Origin of the sequence: Streptomyces sp. NPDC086989 (assembly GCF_044745505.1) — a bacterium.
Taxonomy (GTDB): Bacteria; Actinomycetota; Actinomycetes; order Streptomycetales; family Streptomycetaceae; genus Streptomyces.
Genome location: NZ_JBIVAL010000011.1, coordinates 219,472 through 231,384 on the forward strand (window position 1 = coordinate 219,472; position 11,913 = coordinate 231,384).

An 11,913-nucleotide genomic window follows, 5' to 3' on the forward strand; every position below is an offset into this window, starting at 1 on the left:
TTCCGGGGGTCCCTCATGCTCGCCACCGTCCTCGCCTCGTCCGCCGCCCTCCTCGCCACGCCCGTCACGGGTCTGCTGGGACACCGGGCCCTGCGCCGCGCCCGCAACGCCCGGCTGCTGACGATCGACGCCCCGAACGGCATCGACGAGCAGGGATTCGTCCGGATCGGCGGCATCGACCAGTGGATCTCGATCCGCGGCGAGGACCGGGCCAACCCGGTGGTGGTCGAGATCCACGGGGGCCCCGGCGCCTCCCACTCGATCTTCGCCGCGCGCACCCGGTCCTGGGAGAGGCACTTCACGATCGTGCGCTGGGACATGCGCGGCGCCGGCAAGACCTTCGGCCGCTCCGGACCACAGGGCCAGGGCGAGTTGAGCTTCGACCGGCTGTACGAGGACGCCCTCGACGTCACCCGCCACGCGCGGCGGCGCCTCGGTGTCGACCGGGTCGTCCTGGTGGCGAGCTCGCTCGGCAGCGTCTTCGGCCTGCGGCTGGCCCGCAGTCACCCCGAGCTGTACTCCGCCTACGTCGGCACCGACCAGAACATCCTGGACGCCGGCCGCGACACCTCCGTCCACGAGGCGCTGCTGGCCCGGCTGCGTGCGGCCGGCAAGCACAAGGACGCCGCCGCCGTCGAGGAGCTGGGCCGCGACCCGCACCGCCTGACCGCGGACCAGCGGGCCGCGTACGACAAGCTGACCGTGGCCTCCGACCCGCTGACGCTCGACACCCTCAAGAGGGTCGTGCTGGGCTCGCTGTGGTTGTCCCCGCTGCACACGCTGCGCGAGCTGGGGCAGTACTTCGCCGGCATGAAGTTCTCCGCGCAGTTCACCCCCGCCCTGGCCGCGTTCGACGACCGCGCCGACGGCACCCGCTTCGAGCTGCCGTTCTTCGTCTTCCAGGGCGACCGGGACGTCATCACCCCGGCCGAGCGGGCCCGGGCCTTCTTCGACGAGGTCGAGGCCCCGGTCAAGGGGTTCGCGCTGATCGAGGACGCGAGCCACTTCGCGTCGTTCCGCCACCCGGACCGGTTCCTGGACCTGATGCTGACCCGGGTCCGGCCCGTGGTGGTCGCGGCCGCAGGGGCGGGTGCGGCCTGAGTGGCACACCTGTACGACAATCAGGTCGGCGAACCGGCGCCGTACGAAAGGAACATGACGGTGGACGTACGTATGCGGCCGATGGACCACTTCGAAGCGGAGCGGCCCCGCCTGCGTGCGGTCGCCTACCGGATGCTCGGCTCGCTCAGCGAGGCCGAGGACGCCGTCCAGGAGACCTGGCTGCGCCTGGAGCGCACCGACGCCGAGGAGATCGAGAACCTGGCCGGGTGGCTGACCACCGTCGTGGCCCGCATCTGCCTCAACATGCTGCGCTCGCGCGAGACCCGCCGCGAGGAGCCGCTGGAGACGCGGATGCCCGACCCGGTCGTCTCGCGCGGCGAGGTGATCGACCCCGAGCACGAGGTGATGCTGGCCGACTCGGTCGGCCTGGCCCTGCTGGTGGTCCTGGAATCGCTCCAGCCCGCCGAGCGGCTGGCGTTCGTCCTGCACGACATGTTCGCCGTGCCCTTCGACGAGATCGCCCCGATGATCGACAAGACCCCGGCCGCCACCCGCCAGCTCGCGAGCCGCGCCCGCCGCCGGGTCCAGGGCCAGGCCCCGGTCCCCGACCCCGATCTCACCCTCCAGCGCAAGGTCGTCGACGCCTTCTTCGAGGCCTCCCGCGACGGCCGCTTCGAAGCCCTCGTCGCCGTGCTCGACCCCGATGTCATCCTGCGTTCCGACGGGTTCGCGGGCAGCGCCCGCCGGGCGGTCGTCCTGCAGGGCGCCGAGACGGTGGCCTCCCAGGCCGTCATGTACAGCAGCCTGGCCCCGTTCGTCCGTCCGGCGCTCATCAACGGCGCGGCCGGAGTCGTGGTCGTGTCCCCCGACGGCCCCCTGTCCCTCATGGCCTTCACGGTCACGTCCGGAAGGATCGCCGCGATCGACGTCATCGTCGACCAGGACCGCCTCCGCGCCCTCGGCCTCGCGGACTTCGGCGCCTGACCCCGCCACCCCGGCGGGGTCCGCGGCCACCCCGGCCAGCCGGGTCCGCGACCGCTTCGGCCGGGTCCGCGACCGCTTCGGCCACCGGCGTACGTACGCGGCGGGCACCCCCGAGCCGTGCGCCGGGTGGTTGGTCCGCCGCGTCCCGCCCGGCGACGGCCTCAGACGTGCCGGCGCTGCGGCGGGGAGACGTGGAAGACGAACGACAGGGCCTCCACCGTGGAGCGGGCGGCCGCCAGCGCCTCCTGCGCGGTCGCGGCCGCGCCACGGGCGCGCGCGATGCGGGTGAAGGACCCGGCGAGACCGGTGAGTTGCGAGCCCTCGGGCAGGAGCACGGTGACGTTCGGGTCGGTGAGGCCGGGGTCCCCGTCCGCCAGGCCCATGAAGGTGCCCGTGACCTCCGGGGCGGTGTACCAGATGGCCTCGCAGCGCGGGGCGCGCTCCGACTCCAGGACGGCGCGGATGTCCGGCAGGACCTTGAGGCCGGCGGCCTGGCGGGCCTGGAACTCGATCATGTCGACGCCCGTGGCGTCCTTGGCCAGGTTGAAGATCTCGTCGCCGCCCACCCGCAGATGGGTCTCGATGATCCGCGGGCCGTCGGCGGTGAGGACGATCTCCGTGTGCGTCGGCCCGAACTCGACGCCGAGGGCGTCCAGGACGCGCATCACGTGGTCGCCGATCGCCTCCTGGGCGGCGGCGTCCAGCGGAGCGGGCAGGACATGGCCGAGTTCGACCATGTCCCGGGGGTCGGAGTACTTGCGGGTGATCGCGACGACCACGTGTTCGGCGGCCTCCGAGAACGCCTCGACGCTGTACTGCGGCCCCGTGTGGTACTGCTCGGCGAGCACGCCGAGCCGGGCGATCCCCGGGAAGTCGCCGGTCGCCGTCCGGTAGGCGGCCGCCGCCTCCTGCGGGGTGTGCACGAGGGTGACCCCGAAGCTGGCCGTGCCCGCCGTCGGCTTGACGATGAACGGGTACCCGGCCTCCTCGCCGAACGCGAGCAGGTCGGCCTCGCCGTACGCGCGCCGGGCCGTCGTGTCCTCCACGCCCGTCTCGCGCAGCCGCTCCCGCATCGCGTGCTTGTCCTGCACCAGGCGTACGGTCTCCTGGCTGTGCGTGGCGACGCCCAGCGCCGCGCCCACCGCGGCCGCCCGGTCCTGGTCGTGCTCCCAGAAGGTGGTGATCCGGGTGACCGGCTGGATCGCGTGGACGGCCCGGGCCAGCGCGACGACCTCGTCCAGCGGGGCGTCCTGGCGCACCGCGAGCACCCGCAGGTAGTGGCCGGACTCGGTGATCCGGGCCAGGTGTTCGGGGCGGCAGATCACCGAGACCGCGGCCTCCGGTTCCAGCTCCAGCAGCCGGCCGGCGAAGTCCAGGCGGGGGCCGATCGCGAACATCAGGTAGTGGTTGCGAGCGGGGGAGGGGGTGAGGTCAGACATGGGCAGCGGCCTTTTCGGAGGAATGGGTGACGGAGAGGGGGACGGCGGCGATGGCGGCCGGAGCGGCCGTGTACGGCCGGGCCGCCACGGAGAAGGCCGCCGTCGCGGCGAGGAAGAGTGCGGCGACGACCAGCCAGCCGGCCGGGCCGGCCGGCAGCACGTACGCCGTCATCAGGAACGGGCCGGCGATCAGCTGGGCACTCATGCCCATGCTGAACACGGACAGGTACTGGGGGCGCGACCGCGCCGGTGCCATCTCGTAGGACAGCTCCCAGGCGGCCACGGCGTGCAGGTTCTCGCCCACGGTGAGTGCGACCACGGCCAGCACCACGGCCACCAGGGCGACGGCGAGGCCGGCGCCGTCCGCCGCCCCGAACAGCACGCAGGAGAGGACCAGCGGAACGCAGGCCCATCGCAGCAGCCGCAGCGCCTTCCGGGCGCCCTGGGCGAACCGGGCCACATACACCTGGAGGACCACCGTCAGGACGGTGTTGACGGCGAGGACCACGGAGCTCGCCCCCTCGGGGAGTGCGGCCCGCTCGCTCATCCACAGCGGCACGAGGATGAACAGGACCGAGTCGTTCAGCAGCAGGACGGAGTTGGCGAGCGTGGCCGTCAGGAACCGGCGGTCCCGGTACGGCGAGCGCGCCGGACCGGCCTCCGTACGCGGCTGCGGCTGCGGCTGCGGCGCGGGCTGCGTCCCCGTGCCCGGCTCCGGCTGCGTCGCGGTCTCCGGCGCGGTCGCAGTCCCCGGCGCGGTCGCGGTCGCCGTCGTGGCCGGGCGCGTCCCCGCCGTGCGGATCAGGAACGCCACGGCCACGAACGCCGCCCCGTTGAAGGCGAAGAGCGCGATGAACGCCGCCCGCGAGTGCGCGGCCTGCACGAGGGCCGCGAGGAGGAACCCCGCGGTCATTCCGACATTGCTCACGGCCCGCAACGAGGCCATGGTCCGGGTGCGCCGGTCCGGTGCCTCCAGCTCGCCCACCACCACCTGGAGCAGCGGCAGCGCCGCGCGCGTGGCCACCGTGATCAGGCAGGTGACGGCGAAGTATCCGGCGTACCCGTCGACGAAGGCGTACGCGGTGAAGCCCGCCGCCCGCGTCAGGGTCAGACCCACGTACACGGGCAGGGCCCCGACCCGCCCGGCCAGCGCCCCGAAGGGCGCCGGGCCGAGCAGGCCCAGTACGTTGGCCACCGTGAGCGCGCCGCCCACCGCCACGGCCGGGATCCCGACGAGGCCCACGAAGTAGAGGGTCGCGGCCGCCAGGAACATTCCGACGGCGATGGCGTCGACGGCCGCGCCGAGCGCGATCCTCCGGCCGCTCCTCGAGGCCGGGAGCAGGTCAGTGAACGTCATGCGGCAGCCCCTTGGCGAGCAGCGCGAGCGGTGGCCGCCGGATCAGGTAGAAGTGATCGCCCGGCACGGTGTGGTGGGCGAACGCCCCCCGCGTCACCGCCCCCCAGGAAGCCGCGTGCACCTCGCCCACCTGCGGGTCCGCGTCGCCCGCGACGGCGGTGACCGGGCAGGTCAGCAGCGGTCCGGGCCGGTGCTCGTAGGCGTCGAACATCCGGAAGTCCCCGCACACGTACGGCAGGATCAGCTCGCGGAAGTCCGGGTCGGACAGCAGCTCGGCGTCGGTGCCGCCCAGCGCCACCAGGGCGTCCGCGATGGCCTCGTCGTCCATGTCGGCCGTGTCGGGACCGTCGTCGGGGTGCGCCAGGTGTGGGGCGCGGGCCCCGGAGGCGTAGAGGTGGGCCACCGGCGAGCCGTCCGCCTGGAGCCGTCGCGCGGTCTCGTAGGCGACGACCGCACCCATGCTGTGGCCGAGGAAGGCCATGGGCCGGTCCTGAAGCGGGCGCAGAACCTGCGCGATGTCGTCGGCCAGCCGGTGCAGATCGGTGGCCGGCGGCTCGTCGAGCCGGGCCGCACGGCCCGGGTAGCAGACCGAGTGGATCTCGTACTCGGGCAGCTGCCGCGCCCAGTCGTGGAAGAAGGAGGGCGAGCCGCCGGCGTGCGGGAAGCAGATGAGGCGGTGCGTGGCCTCCGGGCGCGGAGTGGGGCACTTCAGCCAGGTCATCGTCGCTCTCCTGCAGTGATCAGCGATTCCACGAGGGCCGTCTGTTCGGCCAGGGTGGGGCCGGTCATCAGGGCGCGGACCGGAACGCGGACTCCCAGGTCGTCGCCGAGCCGACGGGCCAGCCGGACCACCAGGAGCGAGTCCCCGCCGAGGTCGAAGAAGTCGGACCCGGGCGTCAGTTCGGGCCGGCCGAGCAGCTCGGTCCACCGGGCGGCGACCGCCTCGCCGGGCGTGGCCGGGGCCGTCGCCCGAGCCCCGGCGGCAGCCGGCCGCGGAGGACCGTCACCGCCCGTCCCGCCCGTCCCGTCCGTCGGGCCGGCCGGTGCGGGTACCGCCCCGGCGGGTGTCCCCGGGCGGACCCGCGCAGCCGGTGCGACCAGCCGCGGTCCCGCGAAGGCGTAGCCGGGCAGGTGGGCCGTGCGGCCGGGTCCGGCCAGGGCCACCGCGTCCAGCGGCAGCCCGGCGCACCACAGGCCGGCCAGCGCCGCCGAGGTCTCCTCGGCCGGACGCTCCGAGCGTCCGGGCGCGAGGGCCACGGCGGTCAGCCCCGCGGCCTCGGCCATACCGCTCAGCGCCCTGCCGGGGCCGACCTCGACCGCCACCGCATCCGGGTGGGCCTCGGCGATCGCCGCCAGCCCGGCCGCGAACCGTACGGTGCTGCGCGCCTGTTCGGCGAACCAGCCGGCCTCGACCTCGCTGCCGGCCGCCACCAGGGTTCCGGTGACGTTGGACAGGTACGGCAGCCGTGGGCGCCCCAGGGACGCCTGCGCCACGGCCTGCCCGAGCTCCCGGACGGCCGGATCGATCATCGACGTGTGGAAGGCGTGGCTGGTCTGCAGCCGCCGGACCTTCTCCCGGTCGCCGAGCCAGGCCTGGAACGCGTCCACCGCGTCGCAGGGCCCGGCGAGGACCGCGCTCTCGGCGGTGTTCACGGCGGCGAGCTCCAGCAGGGGGCCGCCCGCCCCGGCGAACTGCCGGGCCAGCTCGAGGGCCTCCGACCCGCCCACGGCGAGGGAGAGCATCGCGCCCGTCGGGCAGGCCTGCATGGCCCGGCCGCGCAGCGCCACCAGCGCCGCGGCCTCGCCGAGCGGCAGGACGCCCGCGAGGGCGGCCGCCGTCAGCTCGCCGAGGCTGTGGCCCGCCAGGGCGACCGGGGCGAGACCCAGGCCGGTCAGCGCGGTGGCCGCCGCGTACTCCACGCAGAACAGCGCCGGCTGGGCCAGTTCGGTGCGGGCCAGCTCCCCGGCGGGGAAGGCCGGATCGAACAGGGCGGGGCGCAGCCGCGCCGCCAGAGCCGGTTCGAAGTGCGCCAGGCACTCCTCCAGTGCGGCGGCGAACCCGGGCAGCGCGTCCCGGAAGGGCAGGGCCATGCCGGGGCGCTGGCTGCCCTGGCCGGGCAGCAGGAACACGACGGGGGCCGGCTTGCCCGCGTAGGAGGGGGAACCGGCGGCCGCGCGCAGCCGGTCGGCGAGTTCCCCGTGGGTGCGCCCGGTGACCGCCGTGCGGTGGGGCAGCCCGGCCCGGCCGGCGGCCAGCGTGTGGGCGATGTCGCCCACGGGCGTGGAGGCCAGGGCGGGCAGCCGGTCGGCGAGGCGCCGAGCCGTACGCGCCAGGGCGTCCGGGCTCGCGGCCGACAGCATCAGCACCCGGTCCCGCGGAGCGTCGCCGGCCGCGGCCGGGGGCCGTACGGGGGGCTGCTCGACGATGACGTGGGCGTTGGTCCCGCCGATGCCGAAGGAGCTGACGCCCGCCCGGCGCGGACCGTCCGCGCCGTCCCAGTCGAGCAGGCCGGTGGGCACGTACAGCGGCGAACCGTCCGTCTCCAACAGCGGGTTGAGGCTGTGGAAGCCCGCCACCGGCGGGATCCGGCCCTCACGCACCACCAGCAGGGTCTTGATGAGCGAGACCAGCCCGGAGGCCGCGTCGAGGTGGCCGATGTTGGCCTTCACCGCGCCGACGGCGATCCGGCCCGGTGCGGCGCCGAGACCGCGCAGGACGGAGGAGGCGGCCGACCACTCGATGGGGTCGCCGACCCGGGTGCCGGTGGCGTGCGCCTCCAGGTAGCCCAGGGTGTCGGCGCCGATGTCCGCGGCCGCGAGGGCGGACCGGATGACGGCCTCCTGCCCGGCGGCGGACGGCGCCTGGTAGCCGGCCTTGGCCGAGCCGTCGTTGTTGACGGCGCTGCCGATGATCAGTCCGTACGGGTCGGCACCCTCCGCCAGGGCCTCCTCGGCCGGGCGCAGGACGACCGCCACCACTCCGGAGCCCGCCAGTGCGCCGTCGGCCGACGCGTCGAACGGGCGGCACTCGCCGGACGCGGAGAGGATGCCGCCGGGCAGGTGCACGTGGCCGGCCTGCGGGAAGTCGACGGCCGCGGCGACGACCACGGCCTGCTCGCACTCGCCGGCCAGCAGGGCCTGCACGGCGAGGTGCACGGCGACCAGCGACGAGGAACACGCGGTGAGCACGCTGAGCGCCGGGCCGGTCAGCCCGAGCCGGTAGGCGATCCGGGTGGCCATGTAGTCGGGCTCGTTGGCGCGCAGGGCCTCCTCGACGCCCGCCGCGTCCAGGGTCTGCGAGGTGAGCATGGCGCGCAGGTAGGCACTGCTGCTCGCACTGGCGTACACGCCGGTGACCCGGGTCTGCGTCAGCGGGTCGCAGCCCGCGTCCTCCAGGGCCGTCCAGGCGGCCTCCAGCATCAGCCGGTGCTGGGGGTCCATGAGTTCGCCCTCGCGGGGGCTGATGCCGAACAGCTCGTGGTCGAACCGGTCGGCGTCCACCAGCAGGCCCCGTACGGGAACGTAGTCGGGGTCGTCCAGGACCCCCGCCGGCTCGCCGTCCGCGAGGAGCCGTCCGCGGTCCAGGCGCGAGGTGAGGACGTCCCCGCGCAGCAGCGCCTGCCACCAGGAGCCGATGTCGCCGGCGCCGGGGAAGCGGCCCGCCATGCCGGTGACGGCGATGTCCAGGGACCGGTCCCGGTCGCCTTCGGGCGCGGCCCCAGCGGTTCCGGCGAACCGGTCGTCCCCGGGGCCGCCGGGAACCTCGGGGTGCGCGAGCGGTGCGGTCATCGGGCGGCTCCCTGCAGGGTACGGCGCTGGCGGGCCCGGGCGGCGCGCTCGCGGCGCGCCCGCTCGGCGCGGCCGTCGGCCGGAGCGGCCGCATCCGCGCCCGCCCCGCCACCCGCCCGTACGAGTTCGGCCTGGGCGTCGATCGTCGAGCAGCGGAAGAGCTCCACGACGGAGGGCCGTACGCCGGTATGGCGCCCCAGTGCCTCCTGGAGCCGGATGACGAGCAGTGAATGCCCGCCCGCGTCGAAGAAGTTGACGTCACTCGGCACCGAGGAGACCTCCAGGACCTCGGCCCACGCGGCCGAGACCTGCGCGACCGCGTCGCCGCCGCCGGCCGTCTCCTGCGCCGCCGCGGGCTGCGCCTGGGCCGCCTGGGCCGCCTGCGCCGCCCGCTCCGTGTCCGCCTCCTGTTCCAGGAGCGCGGCCAGGGCCGCCCGGTCCGCCTTGCCGTTGACCGTGACGGGGAAGGCGTCCATCGCCCGCAGCCGGGCCGGCACGGCGGCCGCGGGCAGCAGCTGCGCCAGTCGCTCCCGTACGGAGGGCAGCGCCGCGGGGTCGTCCGTCACGACGAACCCGGTGAGCCGGGTCCCCGCCGCGTCCGGAACGGCGACGGCATCGCGGACGCCGGGGCAGGACCGCAGCGCGGACTCGACCGCGCCCAGCTCCACACGGTGCCCGCGGATCTTGACCTGGTTGTCGCGGCGCCCGAGGAACTCCAGGGTGCCCGCAGTGGTCCAGCGGACCAGGTCGCCCGTCCGGTACATCCGGGCTTCGCCGCCCGCGTACGGGTCCGGGACGAAGGACTTCGCGGTGGCCTCGGGCTGCCCGAAGTAGCCCCGGGAGACACCGGTGCCGCCGATGTGGAGCTCGCCCGTGATCCCGGGCGGCACCAGCCGGCCCGCGCGGTCCAGGACGTACAGCAGGGCGCCCGGCACGGGACCGCCGATGTCGACGGGCCCGGCGGCCTCGAAGCGCCGGTAACTCGCCCAGACGGTCGCCTCGGTGGGCCCGTACTCGTTCACGAGCGCGGTGGCCCCGAGCAGTCCGGCATGCCGGCGCAGCAGGTCCTCGGCGAGCACCTCGCCGGCCGTGATCACCGTGGTCAGGCCGGCGGGCAGCCAGCCCAGCCGCTCGCCCGCGGTGAGGATCGCGTCGTACAGGGACGGCACGCACAGCAGGTGCGTCACCGCGTGCCGCTCGATCAGGCCGAGCAGCGCCTCCGGGTCGCGGTACTCGCCGGGGCCCGCCACGACGAGCTGTCCGCCCGCGGTCAGCGTGCCCCACAGCCCGGCGACGGAGGAGTCGAAGGCGAGCGGGGAGAGCAGCAGGAACACGGGCCGGCCCGGATAGACCTCGCGGCGCGCGAGGGTGGAGGCGGCCAGCTGGGCGTGCTCGACGACCACGCCCTTGGGTGTGCCGGTGCTCCCCGAGGTGTAGATGAGGTACGCGGGGTCCTCGGGGCGCGTCGACACCGCCGGGAGCACCTCGCCCTCCTCGCGCAGGGCACGCTCGTCGGCCGCGACGACGGGCAGGCCGGGCCCCGGGACCCGCTGCCCGAGCTCCCCGGTCACCACCACCGCGGTGACCCCGGCATCCGCGAGCACCGCGTGGATCCGCGCGTCCGGATGGGCGGGATCGACCGGGACGTACGCCGCTCCCGCGCGCAGCGCGCCCAGCACCGCGGCGACCATGGCGACGGAGCGGTCGGCCAGTACGGCGACCCGGTCGCCCGGGCGGACCCCGGCCGCGGCGAGCCGGGCGGCGATGCGGCCCGCCCACGCGTCCAGTTCGCCCCGGTCGGCCCGGTCGTCACCGCAGACCACCGCGGTCCGGCCGGGCTCGGTCCGGGCGAGTGCAGAGACCTGCTCGTGCACCGGCTCGCGGCCCTCGGCGGGCAGCGCGGCGCCCTGCCCGAACGCCAGCAGCTCCTGCTGCTCGGCCTCCTCCAGCAGGGGCAGCGCGCCGACGGACGGCACCCGGCCGCCGCTCAGCCCGCGCAGGACCGTGCGCAGCTGGCCCAGCAGCCGCAGGACGCCCGAGGCGGAGTACCGGTCCTCGCTGTAGCGCGCGACGAGCTCGGCGGCACCCGCCCGCTGGTCGGTGTCCCACAGGGCGACGGAGATCTCCAGCGCCCCCGACAGCGCGGCCGGGGCCGCGCCGTGCCGGAACTCGACCAGGTGGTCGGGGAGCGGGCCGTCCGCTCCGTCGGCCCACAGGGAGATCGACCGCTCCAGCGCCCGGTCGGTGTCGGCGAGGAGCTCGGCCGGGGCCGCCTCGTCCCGTACCGGGAGCACCACGGGCACCCGCAGCGCCCCGGCCACCGCACGGTCCGTGCCGGTCCGCCGCGTGAGCGTCACGGCGAGGGCCGCGAGGCCCACGGTCAGCGGGGTGACGCGGTGCTCGCGGGCCGTGCGCCCGACCGCCGCGCGCAGTGCGGTGTCGAGGGGCAGCCGCACCACGGCGGACCGCCCGCCGGGGGCTGGACGGACCCCTCCGATGCCCAACGGGCGATCGGTGGCGGCGGCGCGGACCTCGTCGGCCCACTGCCGGAACTCCTCGGTGCTGCGGGGGGCCTGGGGCTGGCCGGCCCGGACGGCGGACGGCGTTGACATCGGTACTCCTTCGGTGACGGTCGGGGCGCGTGGCGGCGGGGGTCAGTCGGCCAGCGTCATCGTCAGGTGGATGCGGTCGGTGCCACCCGCGTTGTACGCGGAGTGGTGACGCAGGGTGTTGAGGATGTGGACCCGGCCGTCGGTCGGCACGTGGTAGGTGTGGCCGCTGCGGAACAGCAGGCGGCTGTCCTCGTTGGTCGTGAGCGCCACGTGCGCGACGCGCGAGTGGTCGGTGTGCATGTGGTAGATCTCGCCCGGGTGCAGGGTGACCAGGCGCATCCGGCCGGGGCGGAACGGCAGGCTCTTGTAGAGCTCGTGGAAGTAGGTGTCCTTCAGCTCCTCGTTGAAGAACGCGAACTCGCTCTCCTCGAAGTTCTTCCGGCCGGTCTGCTGGTCGAACTGGCCGTTGCCGGCGTCGCGCCACGGGTCCTCGGCACCGGCGCGGTGGGTCAGGCCCAGGCGGCGCAGGCGGTCCTCCGGCTTGCCGGAGGGGGCGTCGGGGAGGCGGTCGAGGTACTGCTGGTACGCCTTGACGAGCTCGTCGTGGTCGAGCGTGAGACCGGGGACGATCTCGACGAGCTCGGGGTCGATGACGCTGAGGGTCGGCGTGGCCATGGTGATCTCCTGGATCGGTGTGAAGGGATGCATGAAGGGATGCGTGAAGGGATGC

The 11,913-nt window shown here is 75.2% G+C and carries 8 protein-coding genes; 2 read left to right on the top strand and 6 right to left on the bottom strand.

The window, feature by feature from the left end; all coding sequences use genetic code 11:
• Nucleotides 1-15: 15 nt before the first annotated feature.
• Entirely contained in the window at nucleotides 16-1,101 is a 1,086-nt protein-coding gene (locus ACIPK4_RS26465; protein WP_402316622.1) for an alpha/beta fold hydrolase, read from the top strand.
• Between the two features lie 54 nt (nucleotides 1,102-1,155).
• The gene (locus ACIPK4_RS26470) at nucleotides 1,156-2,046 is read left to right on the top strand and encodes a sigma-70 family RNA polymerase sigma factor (protein WP_402316625.1); all 891 of its coding nucleotides are present in this window, start codon (nucleotides 1,156-1,158) and stop codon (nucleotides 2,044-2,046) included.
• Between the two features lie 161 nt (nucleotides 2,047-2,207).
• Here ACIPK4_RS26470 and ACIPK4_RS26475 read toward each other — a convergent pair whose 3' ends face one another.
• The 6 genes from ACIPK4_RS26475 to ACIPK4_RS26500 are packed head-to-tail and all read right to left on the bottom strand — an operon-like array spanning nucleotide 2,208 to nucleotide 11,891.
• Nucleotides 2,208-3,485, bottom strand: a complete 1,278-nt coding sequence (locus ACIPK4_RS26475) for an acetyl-CoA carboxylase biotin carboxylase subunit family protein (RefSeq protein ID WP_402316627.1) — start codon at nucleotides 3,483-3,485, stop codon at nucleotides 2,208-2,210.
• Nucleotides 3,478-4,842, bottom strand: a complete 1,365-nt coding sequence (locus ACIPK4_RS26480) for an MFS transporter (RefSeq protein WP_402316630.1) — start codon at nucleotides 4,840-4,842, stop codon at nucleotides 3,478-3,480. Before ACIPK4_RS26480 ends, ACIPK4_RS26475 begins: the two co-directional genes overlap by 8 nt.
• On the bottom strand, nucleotides 4,829-5,563 hold the full coding sequence (locus tag ACIPK4_RS26485) for a thioesterase II family protein (RefSeq protein WP_402316633.1): 735 nt from the start codon (nucleotides 5,561-5,563) through the stop codon (nucleotides 4,829-4,831). The genes ACIPK4_RS26480 and ACIPK4_RS26485 overlap by 14 nt, the downstream gene beginning before the upstream one ends.
• Nucleotides 5,560-8,631 carry a type I polyketide synthase gene (locus ACIPK4_RS26490; protein ID WP_402316636.1) on the bottom strand — a complete coding sequence of 1,024 codons (3,072 nt, stop codon included), beginning with the start codon at nucleotides 8,629-8,631 and terminating at the stop codon, nucleotides 5,560-5,562. Before ACIPK4_RS26490 ends, ACIPK4_RS26485 begins: the two co-directional genes overlap by 4 nt.
• Entirely contained in the window at nucleotides 8,628-11,243 is a 2,616-nt protein-coding gene (locus ACIPK4_RS26495) for an amino acid adenylation domain-containing protein (RefSeq protein WP_402316639.1), read from the bottom strand. The genes ACIPK4_RS26490 and ACIPK4_RS26495 overlap by 4 nt, the downstream gene beginning before the upstream one ends.
• A gap of 42 nt (nucleotides 11,244-11,285) precedes the next feature.
• The gene (locus ACIPK4_RS26500; RefSeq protein ID WP_402316641.1) at nucleotides 11,286-11,891 is read right to left on the bottom strand and encodes a hypothetical protein; all 606 of its coding nucleotides are present in this window, start codon (nucleotides 11,889-11,891) and stop codon (nucleotides 11,286-11,288) included.
• Between the last annotated feature and the right edge of the window lie 22 nt (nucleotides 11,892-11,913).

Excerpts from the sequence above, each read along its gene's own strand:
- ACIPK4_RS26465 (WP_402316622.1), top strand. The coding sequence starts at position 16 with ATGCTCGCCACCGTCCTCGCCTCGTCCGCCGCCCTCCTCGCCACGCCC.
- ACIPK4_RS26470 (WP_402316625.1), top strand. The coding sequence starts at position 1,156 with ATGACGGTGGACGTACGTATGCGGCCGATGGACCACTTCGAAGCGGAG.
- ACIPK4_RS26475 (WP_402316627.1), bottom strand. The coding sequence starts at position 3,485 with ATGTCTGACCTCACCCCCTCCCCCGCTCGCAACCACTACCTGATGTTC.
- ACIPK4_RS26480 (WP_402316630.1), bottom strand. The coding sequence starts at position 4,842 with ATGACGTTCACTGACCTGCTCCCGGCCTCGAGGAGCGGCCGGAGGATC.
- ACIPK4_RS26485 (WP_402316633.1), bottom strand. The coding sequence starts at position 5,563 with ATGACCTGGCTGAAGTGCCCCACTCCGCGCCCGGAGGCCACGCACCGC.
- ACIPK4_RS26490 (WP_402316636.1), bottom strand. The coding sequence starts at position 8,631 with ATGACCGCACCGCTCGCGCACCCCGAGGTTCCCGGCGGCCCCGGGGAC.
- ACIPK4_RS26495 (WP_402316639.1), bottom strand. The coding sequence starts at position 11,243 with ATGTCAACGCCGTCCGCCGTCCGGGCCGGCCAGCCCCAGGCCCCCCGC.
- ACIPK4_RS26500 (WP_402316641.1), bottom strand. The coding sequence starts at position 11,891 with ATGCATCCCTTCACACCGATCCAGGAGATCACCATGGCCACGCCGACC.